This is a genomic window from Vibrio sp. 10N.286.49.E11 (assembly GCF_041469505.1).
GTDB classification, from domain to species: Bacteria; Pseudomonadota; Gammaproteobacteria; order Enterobacterales; family Vibrionaceae; genus Vibrio; species Vibrio crassostreae_C.
Genome location: NZ_JBFRKQ010000040.1, coordinates 34,299 through 53,035 on the forward strand (window position 1 = coordinate 34,299; position 18,737 = coordinate 53,035).

Consider the following 18,737-nt stretch of genomic DNA (forward strand, 5'->3'; position numbering starts at 1 on the left):
CTACACAAAAGTAGTATTAGGATTAAAAAAAAGTTTGGGTGGCAACCCCTGCCACTCAAATTTTTTCAACTTTTTTTGGCATTTATTGATTTAGTTTAAGGTTTGCAGAAATTTTTTAGCGTAGTCTTGAATACATAGAGTAAAGACAACATATAAAAGGTAGTGACAATATATATAACCATATGATGCTTATATGCTCATATATATTGTTATTAATAAGAGTGTACTACCCTTACGAGGGGCGCTGGCTCAACAGTGTTAATGTACGTATTTTTTCTACTAAAAAGGTAGGTATGTCATGGCAGAGCAATTTGCTAAAGCTTGGGAAGATTTTGCTGCAGGTGAGTGGCAAAGCGAAGTAAACGTTCGTGATTTCATTCAAAAGAACTACACGCCGTATGAAGGCGACGAGTCTTTCCTAGTTTCTGAGGGTACTGAAGCAACTAACAAGCTTTGGTCTTCGGTAATGGAAGGTATCAAACAGGAAAACGCAACTAAAGCACCTGTAGATTTCGATACTTCTGTTATCTCTACCATTACTGCTCACGATGCAGGTTACATTGAGAAAGATCTTGAGACTATCGTTGGTCTACAAACTGAGAAGCCACTAAAACGTGCAATCATCCCTAACGGTGGTGTGCGTATGGTTGAAGGTTCTTGTAAAGCATACGGTGAAACTCTTGACCCAATGGTTTCAAAAATCTACTCAGAATACCGCAAAACACACAATGCTGGCGTTTTCGATATCTACACTCCTGATATCCTAAAATGTCGTAAGTCTGGTGTTCTGACTGGTCTTCCTGATGCTTACGGCCGTGGTCGTATCATTGGTGACTACCGTCGTGTTGCACTTTACGGTATTGATTTCCTAATGAAAGACAAGCAAGCTCAATTTGCTTCTCTTCAAGAGCAATTCGAAAACGGTGAAAACCTAGCAGAAACAATGCAACTGCGTGAAGAGATCTCTGAGCAACATCGTGCTCTAGGTCAAATCAAGCAAATGGCTGAGAAATACGGTTTCGATATCTCTGAGCCAGCTCAAACAGCTCAAGAAGCTATCCAGTGGACTTACTTCGGCTACCTAGCTGCTGTTAAATCTCAAAACGGTGCTGCAATGTCTCTAGGTCGTACTTCGACTTTCCTAGACATCTACATCGAGCGTGATATCGCTGCTGGCAAGATCACTGAAGAACAAGCACAAGAAATGATCGACCACTTCGTAATGAAACTGCGTATGGTTCGTTTCCTACGTACTCCTGAGTACGATGAGCTGTTCTCTGGCGACCCAATCTGGGCAACAGAGTCTATGGGTGGTATGGGTATCGACGGTCGTACGCTAGTAACGCGTTCGAACTTCCGTTTCCTAAACTCTCTATACACTATGGGTCCTTCTCCAGAGCCAAACATCACTGTTCTTTGGTCTGAGCAACTACCTGACGGCTTCAAGCGTTTCTGTGCGAAGGTATCTATCGATACTTCTTCTATCCAGTACGAAAATGATGACCTAATGCGTCCTGACCTAGAGTCTGATGATTACGCTATCGCTTGTTGTGTATCTCCAATGATCGTTGGTAAGCAAATGCAGTTCTTCGGTGCTCGTGCTAACCTTGCGAAAACAATGCTTTACGCAATCAACGGCGGTGTGGACGAGAAACTTAAGATGCAAGTTGGTCCTGTTTCAGACAAGATCACTGACGAAGTTCTTAACTACGATGACGTAATGGGTCGCCTAGACACATTCATGGACTGGTTAGCTAAGCAATACGTGACTGCACTAAACAGCATTCACTACATGCACGACAAGTACAGCTACGAAGCGTCTCTAATGGCTCTTCATGACCGTGATGTTCGTCGTACTATGGCTTGTGGTATCGCTGGTCTATCTGTTGCAGCTGACTCACTGTCTGCAATTAAGTTTGCTAAAGTGAAGCCAATCCGTGACGAAGACGGTATCGCAACTGACTTCGAAATCGAAGGCGATTACCCTAAATACGGTAACAACGACTCTCGTGTAGATGATATTGCTTGTGAACTAGTTTCTACGTTCATGAACAAGATCCGTAAGCTTAAGACTTACCGTAACTCTATCCCTACACAGTCAGTTCTTACTATCACGTCTAACGTGGTTTACGGTAAGAAAACAGGTAACACTCCAGACGGTCGTCGTGCTGGCGCTCCTTTCGCTCCTGGTGCAAACCCAATGCACGGTCGTGATGAGAAAGGCGCTGTAGCTTCACTAACGTCTGTAGGTAAACTACCGTTTGCTGACGCACAAGATGGTATCTCTTACACGTTCTCTATCGTGCCAAACGCACTAGGTAAAGAACAAGACAGCCAACGTGCTAACCTTGCAGGCCTAATGGATGGTTACTTCCACCACGAAGCTGGCATTGAAGGTGGTCAACACCTTAACGTTAACGTTCTTAACCGCGAAACTCTTGAAGACGCAGTTAAGCACCCTGAGAAATACCCTCAGCTAACAATCCGTGTATCTGGTTACGCTGTTCGCTTTAACTCTCTAACTGCAGAGCAACAAGCTGACGTAATCGCACGTACATTTACTGAGTCTCTATAAGCTCACGCTCAATAGACAGTAAATAATATTAGCCTCGCCAATGTGCGGGGCTTTTTTATATCTGAAATAAATCGCACTACACTCACCTATCCCGCGAAATGTTAGGTTGAGCAAAAAAGCACCCTGCCATTCACTTTTTTTCCACAAATTCTGTCAAATTACGGTAATATCGCGGTTCATAATTTAAGAGTAACTGCTCCATGAAATACCTGCGTTGTTTACCCCTGATTCTTCTCTCTTTCTCATCTTTAGCCTCTGAGCGTTCTACGTTAACTTTTGCTTTAGATAATGATGGTATTTTTGGTGTCGACCAAGACTATACCAACGGCTTATTTCTGGGTTACACATCATCAAGTATTACGCCATATAACTGGGTAAAACCATTGAGTCTTTCCTACTGGGGCGCAAGCTCTCTAGACAAGTGGGAAATCACCATTGGCCACAAGATGTATACGCCTTCTGACATTGAGTTAGAAACGCCATCGCCTAATGATCGCCCATACGCAGGTTACCTTCACACTGAATTCAATTACATCAGCTTAAACCCACAGCAAGCCCAGCGTTTTAATATCACGTTTGGTACTACGGGCGAACGTGCACTGTCTGAAGATGCTCAAAAGCTGGTTCACTCAATCACTAAGTCGGATGAGCCGATGGGTTGGGAATACCAAGTCGATGATGAATGGGCGGGAAGCGTTGGTTACCTAAGCCATTTCAACCTAATGCGTAATCAAGCTCTTGCGAATACTGACTACGAAATCTCTAACGTTTCTGAAATCAACGTCGGTAACTTTAGAAGTGACATTTCAACGGGCTTCATGTTTCGTTGGGGTACAGACTTAGGCGGTAACTTTGGTGCAGCTAACATCACCACAGAAAACCCATTCAAACCGGGCATGATCGGCGCATCAAACGCTGGTTGGTTTACCTATGCAGGCCTCGAAGGTCGCTACCGATTCAACGACCTGACTATCGAAGGCGATCGCTCAGGTGTTGATGAGTACGCTAATAAAAACAACGAAGATCCAGCGATCTACGATGTGACTTTAGAGAACATTCAAGCAACTGCTGTATTGGGTGTCGCTTGGTATAACCGATACGTTGGTGCCTCTTTAGCGCTAACCGCAAAAACACCGGATTACGAAGAAGCGAAAGAGTCAGTGTACACCACTGGCGGTATCACAATGTTTGCTTTCTTCTAGCCACCAGTAAGGGCTTTCGTCCTTTACTTTTCAAGTTTAATAAAGGCAATCATCTTCACAGGTGGTTGCCTTTATTTTTAAAGGTCTCGTTACCATTTGACCCTATTTTATGTACCGTTTTTGTAATAAAATAAACGGTATAAATTCCTCTACGAGAATAGCTCATGTCTACAACTGGTCGCATTCACTCATTCGAATCTTGTGGTACTGTCGATGGCCCTGGTATCCGCTTTATTGTGTTTCTTCAAGGCTGCTTAATGCGTTGTATGTACTGTCATAACCGTGATACATGGGATCTTCATGACGGAAAGGAAGTAACGGTCGAAGAGATCATCAACGAAGCAAAATCATACCGTCATTTCATGAAAGCATCGGGCGGTGGTATCACCTGTTCTGGTGGTGAAGCGATGCTACAACCTGAGTTTGTTCGTGACTTTTTCCGCGCAGCTCAAGCTGAAGGCATCCACACTTGTCTTGATACTAATGGCTACATTCGTAAGCACACTGAAGTGGTTGACGAAGTACTAGAAGCCTCTGATCTAGTGATGCTCGATCTTAAGCACATGCGAGATGAGATTCACCACGATTTCATTGGTGTATCAAACAGACGTACTCTGGATTTCGCACGCTACTTACACAAAATCGGTAAGAAGACGTGGATTCGTTATGTGATTGTCCCTGGCTACACGGACACACCTGAAGATGCTCATCTGCTAGGCGAATTCATCAAAGACATGGATAACATCGAGAAAGTAGAACTGCTTCCATACCATAAGCTTGGTGCACATAAGTGGGAAGCACTTGGTTTTGACTACCCTCTTGAAGGTACAAATCCGCCAAGCAAAGAGAAAATGGATGAGATTGTTGCTGTTCTTAGCCAGTATCATTCAAACGTAAAATACTAATACTGCAGACGATGCTCAACCTCTATTTTAAACGCCTCAATTTCGATTGGGGCGTTTTCTTTTCTAGCGCTAACTATCCTTTCACTTTTCTTTACAACTTTTGTTTATCAATTAAAAAAATCATATTAAATCCGTGTTGAGATCATGTTTCCACGCGTAGGAATGCTGTTACTCTTACTGCAACAAAAGAATATAACATTTAGTTTTTTAGTGAGGCTCATCCCATGGAAATGACCAATGCTCAGCGTCTAATTCTATCAAATCAATACTATCTAATGTCTCAAATGAACCCTGAGAACTCGGCGAAATACCAGCGTCTACAAACGATTGTAGAACGTGGTTACGAACTCCAAATGCGTGAACTTAACAAAGAGTTTGGTTGTTTGACTGAAGCAGAATGTCGCGAAATTATCGACATCATGGAGATGTACCATGCAATGCAAGAGTCGAACAAAATGCTTGCAGAACAAGAGCGTGCTGAAGTAGACCAACGTCGCCTGCAGTTCTTAGGTTTTGATATCGCTTCTGAAGCGCAGATCGTACACTACGTGCGTTTCCTTGTTGATTCTGAAGGTCTTTACCCTCAATTCGACAAAGCCGATCACCACTTCAATAGCCAGATGCCAATGCTAGAGAAGTACCGTCGCATGCTAACAACATGGCGCAACTGCCCTCGTCAGTACCACCTATGTGCGACAGAGCTATCTCAAATCTTTAGCGCTTAATTCGTTAATAGATCAGCGATAACTTTTAAAAAGTTTCAAGAAAAAGGGTTACTCATCATGAGTAACCCTTTTTTTAATGTTCGCACACAAAGAGAAAAACCAAAGCAACTAGAAAACGTAAGCAACACCAACGTTCGCGGCCATGTTGATACCACTTTCAAGTATTGGGCTATTCTCTATATCACCTTCAAGTATTGGGCTATTCTCTATATCACCTTCAAGGTTGGTATAACGAACGCCACCAGTTACTCGAACATTTGGCGTAACATGCAGATAGCCACTATTTTGAACCCATTATTCTTCACTACATCTACCTATTTATTGAGCAATTTTTGATAACTTCGCGCATTATATGGTACTCCATTCCAAAAATCAATAGAGCCCAGTTATACATCTAATGCACATAAATCCATTGTGAGTATTGTTAAGCGACCTAAAATCTCAAAACAAACGGCCAGATCCCCTCGAATGTAAAATAATTTGATTCTACGCGCCTCAAGTTGCCTATTGCGCTCGCCACGTTTTTCACACGCAAAATTGTAAATAAATACATAATTGTTAAGCAAAATTGTGGAAGCGGGTCTAACCTTAAAATGTAGGGAGAGCCTATTTTTCAATCGCTCGTCAGTTTTGACTGGTTAACAAGGGGAATGTGACTATGAGTATCTTTGACCACTATCAATCACGTTATGAAGCAGCCAAGGAAGAAGAGCTGACATTGCAGGAGTTCTTAGGGCTGTGTAAAGACGATAAAAGTGCTTACGCTAATGCTGCCGAGCGCTTATTACTAGCCATTGGCGAACCAGAGGTTATTGACACTGCTCAAGACCCTCAACTGAGTCGTATTTTCTCAAACCGTGTCATCTCACGCTACAGCGAATTTAAAGATTTCTACGGTATGGAAGATGCGATTGAACAGATTGTTTCTTACTTAAAACATGCTGCGCAAGGTTTAGAAGAACGTAAACAAATCCTTTACCTACTTGGCCCTGTGGGCGGTGGTAAATCTTCTCTCGCTGAAAAACTCAAAGCCCTGATGCAGAAACTACCAATCTATGTATTGTCTGCTGACGGTGAACGAAGCCCAGTAAACGATCACCCATTCTGTCTATTCGACGTTAACGAAGACGGCGACTTATTGAAGAATGAATATGGCATTGAGAAACGCTATCTTCGCTCAATTATGTCTCCGTGGGCAGCGAAACGTCTGCACGATTTTGGCGGTGATATTTCCAAATTCAAAGTCATCAAACTGCGCCCTTCTATTCTCGATCAAGTTGCGATCGCGAAAACGGAGCCAGGTGATGAAAACAACCAAGATATCTCGTCTCTGGTTGGTAAAGTTGATATTCGTAAACTTGAACACTTCTCTCAAGATGATCCTGATGCCTACAGCTACTCTGGTGCGCTTTGTAAAGCCAACCAAGGTGTGATGGAATTCGTGGAGATGTTCAAAGCGCCAATCAAAGTATTACACCCTCTACTTACGGCAACACAAGAAGGTAACTTCAACGGTACCGAAGGGCTTTCTGCACTGCCATTTGACGGTATGATTCTCGCTCACTCGAACGAATCTGAGTGGCAGACCTTCCGTAACAACAAAAACAACGAAGCATTCCTCGACCGTGTGTACATTGTAAAAGTCCCTTACTGTCTGCGTGTGTCTGAAGAAGTTAAGATCTACAAGAAACTGCTTGAGCACAGTGAGCTATCCCAAGCGCCTTGCTCACCAAGCACACTCGATCTGCTATCGCAATTCAGCATTCTTTCGAGACTAAAAGAGCCTGAAAACTCATCTCTATTCTCTAAGATGCGTGTTTACGATGGTGAGACTCTAAAAGACACCGATCCAAAAGCGAAGAGCTACCAAGAGTACCGAGATTATGCTGGCGTTGACGAAGGCATGTCTGGGCTATCAACGCGTTTCGCCTTTAAGATCCTGTCTCGTGTGTTTAACTTCGACCAAGCCGAAGTGGCCGCGAACCCAGTGCACCTGTTCTACGTTATTGAGCAGCAAATCGAACGGGAGCAGTTCCCTCAAGAGACCGCCGAGAAGTACCTAGAGTTCTTGAAAGGATACCTAGTGCCACGCTACGTAGAGTTCATCGGTAAAGAAATTCAAACCGCTTATCTAGAGTCTTACTCTGAGTACGGTCAGAATATCTTCGACCGCTATGTCACCTACGCAGATTTCTGGATTCAAGACCAAGAGTACCGCGACCCAGAAACAGGCCAACTATTTGACCGTGCTTCTCTGAATGGTGAACTAGAGAAAATCGAGAAGACAGCCGGTATCAGTAACCCTAAAGACTTCCGAAATGAGATTGTGAACTTTGTGCTTCGTGCCAAAGCCAACAATAACGGTCAAAACCCAGTGTGGACGAGCTACGAGAAACTGCGCACTGTGATTGAGAAGAAAATGTTCTCTAACACAGAAGAGCTACTTCCTGTTATTTCGTTCAATGCTAAGACCTCAACGGATGATCAGAAAAAACATGACGACTTCGTTGCTCGTATGATGGAAAAAGGCTACACCGAGAAGCAAGTGAGACTGCTATCCGAGTGGTACCTAAGAGTTCGTAAATCCTCATAACCAAACCGTACTGAGCTGCTCAAGTGAGCAGCTCGTACAAACCAATAACTTTATACCCTAATAAACGAATAGCTCTAGTAAACCAATAACTCTTATACCCGTATAAAAAGTAGGATCGCGACATCAGCTGAGAGGGAGTTCTTATGGCACAATTTATCGATCGGAGGCTCAATGGCAAAAATAAGAGTGCTGTGAATAGACAGCGTTTCTTACGACGCCATAAAGAGCAAATCAAAGAATCTGTGGCCGATGCAGTTAACCGACGCTCAATCACCAATACAGAAACAGGTGAAGACGTCACTATTCCCCATAAAGACATCAAAGAGCCGAACTTTCACCAAGGTCAAGGCGGCGTAAGAGAGCGCGTTCACCCAGGTAATGATCAGTTCATCACTGGCGATAAAATCGAACGCCCTAAAGGTGGTGGTCAAGGTGGTGGCTCAGGCCAAGGCGACGCAAGCCCTGATGGCGAAGGCCAAGATGAATTTACCTTCCAAATTTCAAAAGATGAGTATCTTGATATTCTCTTTGAAGATTTAGCTCTACCTAATCTAGAGAAAAATCAGGTCAACAAAATCACCGAATGGAAAACTCACCGCTCTGGTTACCAAAGCGCGGGGATTCCATCCAACATCGCTATCGTTCGTTCACTACAGCAATCTCTGGCTCGTAGAACCGCGATGACAGCAGGTAAAAAGCGCGAGCTTAACCTACTGATGGAACAGCTTGACCAAGTTAAAATGACGGAGCCGGCACAACCTTTTGAGGAAGGTCGCCTCAAAGAAGAGATTGCCGAGTTACGTAAAAAGATTGAAAGCGTGCCGTTCATTGACACCTTCGACTTACGTTTTAAAAACTACGAGAAGCGCCCTATTCCATCTAGCCAAGCCGTGATGTTCTGTCTAATGGATGTATCGGGCTCTATGGATCAGGCCACAAAAGATATTGCGAAGCGCTTTTATGTTCTTCTGTATCTGTTCTTAAATCGCACCTACGAAAACGTCGATGTTGTGTTTATTCGTCACCATACTCAGGCTAAAGAGGTCGACGAACATGAGTTTTTCTACTCACAAGAAACGGGTGGCACCATTGTTTCAAGCGCACTGAAACTGATGAAGGAAATTGTCGCAGACCGCTACCCTGCTAATGAGTGGAACATCTATGCAGCACAAGCCTCTGATGGCGATAACTGGGCTGATGACTCTCCTCGCTGTAAAGAGTTACTGGTCAATACGCTTCTGCCAACTTGCCAATATTACTCTTACATCGAAATAACACGCCGCTCTCATCAAACACTTTGGCACGAATACGAAAAACTCGAGAGTAGCTTTGACAACTTCGCCATGAAAAACATTAAAACGGTGGATGATATTTTTCCTGTGTTTAGAGAACTGTTCCAGAAAGAGACAGCGTAAGGGAGTTTGCCATGACAGCGAAATCAAACGTTGCAGAGAAAAACAAAGCTGCAAAAAAGAAAAACGACAAGATGCTGCCTGACGGTCCAGATTGGACGTTCAACCTCTTGGAGAAATACCACGTAGAAATCAAACGTGTTGCGCAGCATTACCGTTTAGATACTTACCCAAACCAGATTGAAGTGATTACTTCAGAACAGATGATGGATGCCTACTCGAGCATTGGTATGCCTATCAATTACAACCACTGGTCTTTTGGTAAGAAATTCATTCAAACCGAGCAAAACTACAAGCATGGCCAAATGGGCTTGGCATACGAAATCGTAATCAACTCCGATCCGTGTATCGCTTACCTGATGGAAGAGAACACGGTCACAATGCAGGCGCTGGTAATGGCTCACGCTTGTTATGGCCACAACTCTTTCTTTAAAGGCAACTACCTGTTCCAAACATGGACCGATGCCAGTTCCATCATCGATTACTTGTTGTTTGCTAAGAAGTACATCAGTGGTTGTGAAGAGAAATATGGTGTTGCTGAAGTCGAGCAGCTCCTTGATTCTTGTCACGCACTGATGAATTACGGCGTAGACCGATACAAACGCCCTGAGAAGATTTCCATTGCAGAAGAGACAGCAAGACAAGAAGAACGCGAAGCTTATCTGCAATCTCAAGTGAATGAGCTATGGCGAACCGTTCCTCAAAATAAAAGTAAGGAAGAAGAGACCAAGATCCGCTTTCCTAGCGAGCCTCAAGAAAACATTCTCTACTTTATCGAGAAGAACGCACCACTGCTTGAACCTTGGCAACGAGAGTGTGTTCGCATCGTTCGCAAAGTGAGCCAATACTTCTACCCTCAAAAACAAACTCAAGTGATGAACGAAGGCTGGGCAACCTTCTGGCATTACACCATTCTTAACCACCTTTACGACGAAGGCTTGGTGAGTGATAAGTTCATCTTAGAATTCCTACACAGCCATACCAGTGTCGTCGCACAACCCGCCTACAACAGCCCTTATTTCAGCGGAATAAACCCTTATGCGCTTGGCTTTGCGATGTTTAGAGACATCCGACGCATCTGTGAAGAGCCAACCGATGAAGATAGAGAGTGGTTCCCTGAGTTAGCCGGAAGTGATTGGTTAGAAGCGGTGCACTTTGCGATGCACAACTTCAAAGATGAAAGTTTCATCAGCCAATACCTTTCTCCAAAAATCATTCGAGACTTTAAGCTGTTCTCTGTACTCGACGACGACCGTAAAAATACCATTGAGGTGAGTGCTATTCATGATGATCCGGGCTATCGCCTGATTCGTGAGAAGCTTGCGGCGCAATACAACCTAAGTAACCTTGAACCAAACATTCAGGTGCTTAATGTCGATGTTCGTGGTGACCGCTCAATGACACTGCAATATGTGCCTCACGACCGCATCCCGCTTGATAAAGGCTACGACGAAGTGATGAAGCATCTCTATCGCTTGTGGGGCTTTGATGTGATTTTGGAAGAGCTCAAAGATACGGGTCATAGAGAGATTCTGACTACTTGTCCAAAACGTAATGATTATGGAGCCAAGATTTAATATCAATCACAGTAAGTCAGTGTTTGGTATAAAACTCCGCTCCCCCTACAACATAGTGGTCACCCGCTCGGAAGTGGAGCAATAAAAAAACGCATAAGTCTGATGACTTATGCGCTTTCTTTTTAAGGCTCAAACGTCTGTAAATGAACGTAAGGCACCAAGCCTAGAACTAGAACTAGAACTAGAACTAGAACTAGAACTAGAACTAGAACTCAATAAGCTTAAACAATCGGCTTTTGACCGCGTTCAATCAGCTTCATCAACACGCTGTCTGCAGATTTACCTGCCACGCCCGCTAGTTTGTCTGAAAGCTTTTTCTTCTGTACGTAGTGGATCGCTAGAACCGTTTTGTCCTTACATGCCGCTACGACTAAGTCATCAGAAGTGCTGATCTCATCCACCAGTCCAAGTTCATGTGCTTGTGTACCAAACCAGTGTTCACCCGTTGCTACTTTTTCAAGATCTAACGCAGGACGATGGTCACGGATGAAGTCTTTGAATAGGCCATGTGTCTCTTCTAGCTCTTCTTTAAACTTCTCACGTGCTTTATCGCTGTTCTCACCAAACATAGTAAGCGTGCGTTTGTACTCACCCGCCGTTAGCTGCTCGAACTCAATATCGTGCTTTTTAAGTAGTTTGTTGAAGTTTGGCAGTTGAGCGATAACACCAATAGAGCCAACAATAGCAAACGGTGCAGATACAATTTTGTCTGCGATACATGCCATCATGTAACCGCCGCTTGCCGCCACTTTGTCTACCGAGATAGTCAGAGGCAAACCTGCCGCTTTGATACGATCAAGTTGAGAAGACGCTAAACCATAGCCGTGAACCATGCCACCGCCAGACTCAAGTTTCAGCAATACTTCATCACCTTCACGAGCCACAGCCAGAACCGCCGTTACCTCTTCACGTAATGAAGCCACTTCTTTCGCATCAATGCTGCCGTTAAAATCAAGAACGAATAGATGTGGTTCACGCTTACTATCAAGCTCACCCTCTTTCGCTGCTTTCTTCACTTCTTTACCGCGTGATTTTACTTTCTCTTTTTCCGCTTTCTTTTCTGCTTTATCACGGGCTTTGATGAAAGCATCATCATGTAGATGGTGCTCTAGTTGTTCAATCGTCTGTTTATGATGTTCAGATAGGTTCGTGATTTCCAGCTCACCTTTAATCGCGCTTGATTTCCCACCTACAGATTTAGCAATCACTAAAATTGCAATGATGGCGATTACAACGGTCGCAATCTTGGCTAAAAACAAGCCGTAGTCCAACAAAAATTCCAATGTCATATCCCCTATTGTATGAATTAGTGTATTGTAACCATCTTGTCACGATTACCAAGAATTTCTCATCATTCCTGCGGTTATCTGTGTGATTAAACATCAATGGAATGACGAACATAATAAAAGAAAGAAGGATAAGCACAGTGGATTACCCAATCTCTACAGATGCCCTCAAAGATAAAGTAATTTTGGTTACAGGTGCCGGTGCTGGCATTGGTCGCCAAGCTGCACTAAGCTTCGCTCAACATGGCGCAACTGTCATTCTGTTAGGCCGCAATGTTAAAAACCTAGAATTCATTTACGATGAAATCGAAAGCGCTGGTTACCCGCAGCCTGCAATTATCCCATTGGATTTAAAAGGTGCGACAAAGCAGAACTACGTTGATATGGCTGAAACCATTCAATCACAGTTCGGTCGTTTAGACGGCCTACTTCATAATGCTGGCGTTCTTGGCACTCTGAGCCCGTTTGAGCAGATTGATGAAGAAACCTTTGATGATGTTATGCAGATCAATGTGAAGTCTGAGTTCTTGATGACTCAAGCTCTGCTACCTGCACTTAAAAAAGCAGAAGCAGGTCGTATCGTATTCACCTCTTCTACCGTTGGTCACTCTGGCCGTGCATTCTGGGGCACTTACGCGATTTCTAAGTTTGCTACCGAAGGGATGATGCAGATCTTAGCGGATGAGCTTGAAGACACAAACATCCGTGTTAATGCGATCAACCCAGGCGGTACTCAAACACGTATGCGTGCAAAAGCGTACCCAGGTGAAGATGCGAACAAGCTGAAAACGCCACTCGACATCATCCCACTGTACCTACACTTAATGAACCCAAGTGTGACAGACATTAATGGCCAATGTATCGATGCTCAACCTAAGTAACTGATATCATTGACCAATAGTAAAAAGTCGCTTCCATAGCGGCTTTTTTTGTATCTAAATCAATCAACTATTACTGCCGTTAATTTTCATCATTTCTCTTTGCATCTTTTTCATTGTTAAATATACTGTATAAATATACAGGTATTTAATTATGCATGAACTAATAAAAAACTTACAAGACCGCCAGCTAATCTGGAAAGGGTTACAATCAACAACGCAAGGAAGCACCACTTCAACAGGCTATCCTCAACTGGATAAACAGCTTGATGGCGGCTTCCCGACGCACGGCGTTATTGAAGTTGAATCACAACAAGGGATCGGCGAGCTTCGCCTACTGACGCCCTATTTATCTCAACAAAACTCGCAAAAACTGGCCATATTCATTAACCCGCCAGGGAAGATCTGTGCTGAGTTTTTTAACAGCCAAGGCATTGAATTAGAAAACATTCTCGTTATCCAGCCTCAACGCGATCTCGATGCGTTGTGGGCAGCTGAGCAGTGCCTCAAAAGCGGCGCTTGTCACTCTGTATTGCTATGGGGAGCCGATCTAGAAATACACCAAACAAAGCGCCTACAAGCAGCCAGTGAAACCGGTAAGTGCCTGCAGTTTCACTTTAAAGCCACCAGCCATAATCAATTATCCCTGCCCGTTTCCTTAAGCATGAAACTCTCTTCTCACGCGCAGGGATTAAAGGTTGAAGTGACTAAGAGAAAAGGCAGCTGGTCGTATGGCAGCTTTATTCTAGACATGACACACTACTGGCCGTTACTCACAGAGAAAGTCGTTTATGAAGACAATTCAGACCGCGCTTTGTCTGGTAACACTGTGCTGGCTTTTCCTATTGCGAAGCAAGGCTAACGTATGTTGTGGCTTTATCTGCACTTTCCATCTCTGCAGTTGGATACCTTGTTTAACTCTAATGAATTGGGTTCGAGCGAAGACTCACGCGAACAACCTATTATCATCGTGGATGAAAAAGATCACCATGTACTGCAAGCAAACCCAGCTGCGCTGCAATCGGGAATTTCGCTTGGTATGGGCTTAGGGTCTGCAGCAGCTTTGTGCCACAACTTACACGTCCACCCTTACAGTATTGAACTGGAGAAAAGTAAGCTTAAAGAGATCGCTCAATGGGCGTATCTGGTCACTTCCGACATGGCGTTATTGCCACCTAATGGTTTGTTGATTAAAGCCTCTAACATGCTGTCACTTTACGACGGGCTAGATAACTACTGGCATGAGCTCAAAAGCCACTTAGAAACGCTCAATATCCAGTTCAGCTTCGCTACGGGTTATTCGCCGCTTTCTGCGATCCTTTTGGGTAAGCAAGCGATCAACCAAGCAACAAAAAATATTGAGCAGATGAAAACTTGGGTCAATCAACAAGCATTAATTTCCAGTGAGCTACCGACCAAGCAAGTGGAACGCCTGAACCGTGTCGGTATCAATACCGTTGAAGACTTATTAAAGCTGCCTTTGCAAGAGGTCGCACGCCGCTTTGATATCGACTTGGTCAATTATGTCGGTCGCCTAAACGGCCAGTTCAAGCACCCAATTGATTTCTATCACCCACCAGAGAATTTCCAGCAATATTTGGAGCTGTTGTTTGATATTGAAAACATCCTATTTATCGAAAAGCCGTTGCTGAAATTACTGAATCAACTCGAGTGTTTTTTGAAGCTACGTGACAGAGTCGCGTTTGAGCTAACACTGACTCTGCACCTTAGAGATAAAGACGATCACCCTGTCTCTTTCTATTCAGCACAGGGCGACTACCTTGCTGAAAAGTGGGCTAACCTTACTCATCTCACCTTAGAGTCACTAAAGCTCACCGCACCGGTTCAAGGGCTGACCCTCAGCTTGGTTCGTCATGGAGAACCGCAAATGGCCTACCATGATCTTTTTGATGGTAATACCGGAACACTTGCCGCGCTAGATTTGCTCTCACTGTTGCAAGCAAAGCTTGGGCAAGCCTGTATTCAAACACCGAAAATACAGCATGACCCAAGGCCAGAAAAGGCCAATCAGTATTCGCTCCCAACACTGAGTAAATCTGTGGCAAAAAGGCAAACGCCCCCAGAGAGCGAGCAACAAACCATAGCTCTTAGCGTCGATCAACAACGACTCCGGCCCAGTATTTTACTGCCAGAGCCCGAAGCCTTAACCGAAAGCGTCACCTTGTCTCAAGGCCCTGAACGTATTGTGTCTGGCTGGTGGGACGGAGAGAAGATCATTCGTGACTACTTTATTGCTCACAGTGAAAACGGTCGGTGGTTATGGGTCTTTAGAACGCCAGATAAGCAGTGGTTTTTGCACGGCTTATTTAGCTAGTCGGTAAGAACGTAAGTCAGCAAGAAACTTTGTTAGCTCCTCCGTTCTACTTATTCAATTTCAGCGTCCCTTTTCAATCATGTTCACTCGCAATGGTTAAGTGAGATTACGTTATGTCTCAGCAATACTCAGAGCTATTTTGCCAAAGCAATTACTCCTTCCTTAAGGGAGCCTCACACGCAGAGGAGCTTGTTTTACAGGCCGATTTCTTGCGTTACAAAGCACTCGCGGTTACTGATGAGTGCTCAGTCGCGGGCATCGTTAAGGTTCACTCTGCGATCAAGCAACATAAACTGTCGCTCAAGCAAATTGTCGGGAGCATGTTTTGGCTAAATGAAGAGTGCCAAGTGGTCTTGATATGCCCAAACAGACAAGCCTACGCCGAGCTGTGCCGTATAATTACCAACGCGAGACGTCGTAGCAGCAAGGGACATTATCAGCTCTCTGAGTGGGACATCATGTCAGCTAAGCACTGCTTTATTCTTTGGCTTCCTCAACAGAAAAATGAAGACGCACACTGGGGGCAATGGCTCTCCCAGCATCATTCAGGTCGGTTGTGGATTGGCTTACAAAGACACCTAAAGCAAACCGACCAGCAATACACAGATTACTGCGTTGAGCTGTCACAACATCATCAACTGCCGATAACAGCTTGTGGTGGCGTGCTAATGCACAATGCTAACCGCTTACCCTTACAGCACTCACTCACTGCGATAAAGTACCAAAAGCCCATTACCGAAGTGGGCAGTCACTTACTCGCTAATGCCGAGCGCTGTTTACGGAGTATCAATAAGCTCTCTCATATCTTCAAAGCGGAGTGGCTAGAAGAGAGCAACCGTATCGCTGAGCTGTGTGAATTTGATTTAAATAGCTTGCGATACGAATATCCCAGTGAGCTGATTCCTCAAGGGGAGACACCCATGAGTTATCTGCGCATGTTGGTCGAAAAAGGAAAACGAGCTCGCTTCCCACAAGGTGTACCTGACGACATCCAACAAATCATAGATAAAGAATTGGGATTAATTGACGAGCTTGACTACCCTTTCTTTTTTCTCACCATTCACGACATCGTGATGTTTGCCAAAAGCCAAGGCATTCTTTACCAAGGTCGAGGTTCAGCGGCCAATTCCGTGGTCTGTTACTGCTTAGAAATCACCTCTGTCGACCCAAGACAGATCTCGGTGCTGTTTGAGCGTTTCATCAGTAAAGAGCGCGATGAGCCGCCTGATATTGATGTCGATTTTGAACACGAACGTCGTGAAGAAGTCATCCAATACATCTATAAAAAATACGGTAGAGAAAGGGCTGCACTTGCTGCAACAGTCATCTCTTATCGCTTCAAAAGTGCGGTGAGAGATGTGGGGAAAGCATTAGGGCTACAAGAAACTCAGCTCGACTACTTCATCAAGAACACCAATCGCAGGGACAAAAGCTTAGGTTGGCAGGCTCAGCTCACTCAATTAGGGCTACAACCTGATTCTTTGAAGGGGCAGCAGTTTATCCACTTGGTGAATGAGATTATCGGCTTCCCACGTCACTTATCTCAACATGTCGGTGGCTTTGTCATATCCTCAGGGCCTTTGTATGAGCTGGTTCCCGTCGAAAATGCAGCGATGCACGATCGAACCATTATCCAATGGGATAAGGATGATCTAGAAACCTTAGGCTTGCTGAAAGTTGATGTGCTCGCGTTGGGTATGCTCTCTGCGATTCGTAAATGTTTCGACCTGATCAAACGTATTCACGGGCGATCACTGACCATTGCTGAGATCACTCGCCTTAAGGACGATCCTCAGGTTTACGGCATGATTCAGCGAGCAGACACAGTCGGGATATTCCAAATTGAGTCACGCGCACAAATGAGCATGCTGCCAAGGCTTAAACCGAAGACTTATTACGACTTGGTGATTCAAATCGCTATCGTACGCCCAGGCCCTATTCAGGGTGATATGGTGCATCCGTTTCTCAAGCGTCGAGATGGCATTGAGCCAATCAGTTATCCATCTAAAGACGTGGAATCAGTACTGTCGCGCACCTTAGGTGTACCGATATTCCAAGAGCAAGTGATCAAACTCGCGATGGTCGCTGCAGGGTTCACAGGCGGAGAAGCAGATCAACTCAGACGGGCAATGGCCGCTTGGAAGAAAAATGGCAACGTCTTTAAGTTTAAAAACAAACTCATCGAAGGAATGCAAAAGCGCGGCTATGAGACAGAGTTTGCTGAGCAGATCTTTAAACAGATATGCGGCTTTGGCGAGTACGGTTTTCCTGAAAGCCACTCCGCTTCGTTTGCGGTGTTAGCGTATTGCTCCGCTTGGTTGAAGTGCTACTACCCTGAATGTTTCTACGCTTCTCTGTTGAATAGCCAACCCATGGGCTTTTATAGCCCCTCACAATTGGTACAAGACGCACAACGACACAATGTGGTGATACTTCCGATATGTGTGAACGCTTCTCAAAACGACCACACGGTTGTCTCTCATCAGAATGGTCTAGCGATTCGCTTAGGACTGCGACAAATCAAAGGATTCAGCGAACATGGAATTCAAAGCGTGCTCGCCAATCGCCCACAATCCGGTTATCGCCACCCTAGTCAGGTCAAACAGTTATCGATGAATAAGAAAGATATCGAGCTACTGGCATCAGCCAATGCGCTACATAACGTTTCTGGAGACCGCTTCCAGACTCGCTGGGCGATCATGGACTCGGCGTCGGATTTACCTCTGTTTAGCCAAGCCTATGACGATGCTGAGGCAGGACATGACGAACATGTACTGCACAAGCCCAATGAGATGCAAGATCTACTCGAAGACTTCACCAGTGTCGGAATTTCATTGAACAAGCACCCCATCACTTTGCTCGAAGAAGCAGGACGATTAGGTCGATTCACACACATGAAAGATTTAATACAGCAAAGACACAAATCTATGGTCACCGTTGTCGGATTAGTCACAGGTAAACAATCTCCCGGCACCGCGGCAGGTGTCACCTTTGTTACGCTGGAAGATAGCACTGGCAATATTAATGTCGTGGTATGGGGAGCAACCGCACGCGCTCAACAGCAAGCTTATCTCACAGCCAAGGCGTTAAAAGTACAAGGGATATTAGAAAAAGAAGGTGAAGTCGTGCATGTTATCGCGGGAAAACTTATCGATATTACCGATGAAATTGTTGGCTTGAAAACCAAATCTCGGGATTTTCATTAGCGAAGTACCAACTGTTCTCAATCGATCATTGGCTAAAGAAAAG

The 18,737-nt window shown here is 44.6% G+C and carries 13 protein-coding genes; 12 read left to right on the forward strand and 1 reads right to left on the reverse strand.

The features are described 5' to 3' along the window. The first annotated feature begins 298 nt into the window (after positions 1-298). The 8 genes from pflB to AB4167_RS09160 all read left to right on the forward strand — a co-directional run bounded on the left by pflB (position 299) and on the right by AB4167_RS09160 (position 10,989). On the forward strand, positions 299-2,575 hold the full coding sequence (gene pflB, locus AB4167_RS09125) for a formate C-acetyltransferase (RefSeq protein ID WP_017063492.1): 2,277 nt from the start codon (positions 299-301) through the stop codon (positions 2,573-2,575). Between the two features lie 200 nt (positions 2,576-2,775). Continuing rightward, the gene (locus AB4167_RS09130) at positions 2,776-3,777 is read left to right on the forward strand and encodes a lipid A deacylase LpxR family protein (RefSeq protein WP_017063491.1); all 1,002 of its coding nucleotides are present in this window, start codon (positions 2,776-2,778) and stop codon (positions 3,775-3,777) included. 164 nt (positions 3,778-3,941) lie between these two features. After that, positions 3,942-4,682, forward strand: a complete 741-nt coding sequence (pflA, locus tag AB4167_RS09135; RefSeq protein WP_010437353.1) for a pyruvate formate lyase 1-activating protein — start codon at positions 3,942-3,944, stop codon at positions 4,680-4,682. Positions 4,683-4,906: 224 nt separating this feature from the next. Beyond that, complete coding sequence (locus AB4167_RS09140; protein ID WP_017070032.1) at positions 4,907-5,407, forward strand: YfbU family protein; 501 nt, start codon at positions 4,907-4,909, stop codon at positions 5,405-5,407. A 57-nt stretch (positions 5,408-5,464) separates the two neighbouring features. Then, on the forward strand, positions 5,465-5,743 hold the full coding sequence (locus AB4167_RS09145; RefSeq protein WP_372122641.1) for a hypothetical protein: 279 nt from the start codon (positions 5,465-5,467) through the stop codon (positions 5,741-5,743). Positions 5,744-6,065: 322 nt separating this feature from the next. Continuing rightward, positions 6,066-8,000, forward strand: a complete 1,935-nt coding sequence (locus AB4167_RS09150; RefSeq protein WP_017062132.1) for a PrkA family serine protein kinase — start codon at positions 6,066-6,068, stop codon at positions 7,998-8,000. A 143-nt stretch (positions 8,001-8,143) separates the two neighbouring features. Then, positions 8,144-9,415 carry a YeaH/YhbH family protein gene (locus AB4167_RS09155; RefSeq protein WP_017062133.1) on the forward strand — a complete coding sequence of 424 codons (1,272 nt, stop codon included), beginning with the start codon at positions 8,144-8,146 and terminating at the stop codon, positions 9,413-9,415. Between the two features lie 11 nt (positions 9,416-9,426). Further along, positions 9,427-10,989 carry a SpoVR family protein gene (locus AB4167_RS09160; protein WP_372136428.1) on the forward strand — a complete coding sequence of 521 codons (1,563 nt, stop codon included), beginning with the start codon at positions 9,427-9,429 and terminating at the stop codon, positions 10,987-10,989. A gap of 221 nt (positions 10,990-11,210) precedes the next feature. Here the strand turns inward: AB4167_RS09160 and sohB are convergent, their stop codons facing one another. Next, positions 11,211-12,272, reverse strand: a complete 1,062-nt coding sequence (gene sohB, locus AB4167_RS09165; RefSeq protein WP_009849001.1) for a protease SohB — start codon at positions 12,270-12,272, stop codon at positions 11,211-11,213. Positions 12,273-12,415: 143 nt separating this feature from the next. On the opposite strand from sohB, the gene AB4167_RS09170 reads away from it, so the two are divergent. The 4 genes from AB4167_RS09170 (at position 12,416) to AB4167_RS09185 (ending at position 18,694) form a co-directional block, all read left to right on the forward strand. Beyond that, entirely contained in the window at positions 12,416-13,156 is a 741-nt protein-coding gene (locus tag AB4167_RS09170) for a YciK family oxidoreductase (RefSeq protein ID WP_017062135.1), read from the forward strand. 151 nt (positions 13,157-13,307) lie between these two features. Beyond that, positions 13,308-14,015, forward strand: a complete 708-nt coding sequence (gene imuA / locus AB4167_RS09175; RefSeq protein WP_017063488.1) for a translesion DNA synthesis-associated protein ImuA — start codon at positions 13,308-13,310, stop codon at positions 14,013-14,015. 3 nt (positions 14,016-14,018) lie between these two features. Then, entirely contained in the window at positions 14,019-15,488 is a 1,470-nt protein-coding gene (locus AB4167_RS09180) for a DNA polymerase Y family protein (protein ID WP_372136429.1), read from the forward strand. 113 nt (positions 15,489-15,601) lie between these two features. Continuing rightward, positions 15,602-18,694, forward strand: coding sequence for an error-prone DNA polymerase (locus AB4167_RS09185; RefSeq protein WP_372136430.1), 3,093 nt, complete (start codon positions 15,602-15,604; stop codon positions 18,692-18,694). The last annotated feature ends 43 nt before the right edge of the window (positions 18,695-18,737 follow it).

Excerpts from the sequence above, each read along its gene's own strand:
- pflB (WP_017063492.1), top strand. The coding sequence starts at position 299 with ATGGCAGAGCAATTTGCTAAAGCTTGGGAAGATTTTGCTGCAGGTGAG.
- AB4167_RS09130 (WP_017063491.1), top strand. The coding sequence starts at position 2,776 with ATGAAATACCTGCGTTGTTTACCCCTGATTCTTCTCTCTTTCTCATCT.
- pflA (WP_010437353.1), top strand. The coding sequence starts at position 3,942 with ATGTCTACAACTGGTCGCATTCACTCATTCGAATCTTGTGGTACTGTC.
- AB4167_RS09140 (WP_017070032.1), top strand. The coding sequence starts at position 4,907 with ATGGAAATGACCAATGCTCAGCGTCTAATTCTATCAAATCAATACTAT.
- AB4167_RS09145 (WP_372122641.1), top strand. The coding sequence starts at position 5,465 with ATGAGTAACCCTTTTTTTAATGTTCGCACACAAAGAGAAAAACCAAAG.
- AB4167_RS09150 (WP_017062132.1), top strand. The coding sequence starts at position 6,066 with ATGAGTATCTTTGACCACTATCAATCACGTTATGAAGCAGCCAAGGAA.
- AB4167_RS09155 (WP_017062133.1), top strand. The coding sequence starts at position 8,144 with ATGGCACAATTTATCGATCGGAGGCTCAATGGCAAAAATAAGAGTGCT.
- AB4167_RS09160 (WP_372136428.1), top strand. The coding sequence starts at position 9,427 with ATGACAGCGAAATCAAACGTTGCAGAGAAAAACAAAGCTGCAAAAAAG.
- imuA (WP_017063488.1), top strand. The coding sequence starts at position 13,308 with ATGCATGAACTAATAAAAAACTTACAAGACCGCCAGCTAATCTGGAAA.
- AB4167_RS09180 (WP_372136429.1), top strand. The coding sequence starts at position 14,019 with ATGTTGTGGCTTTATCTGCACTTTCCATCTCTGCAGTTGGATACCTTG.
- AB4167_RS09185 (WP_372136430.1), top strand. The coding sequence starts at position 15,602 with ATGTCTCAGCAATACTCAGAGCTATTTTGCCAAAGCAATTACTCCTTC.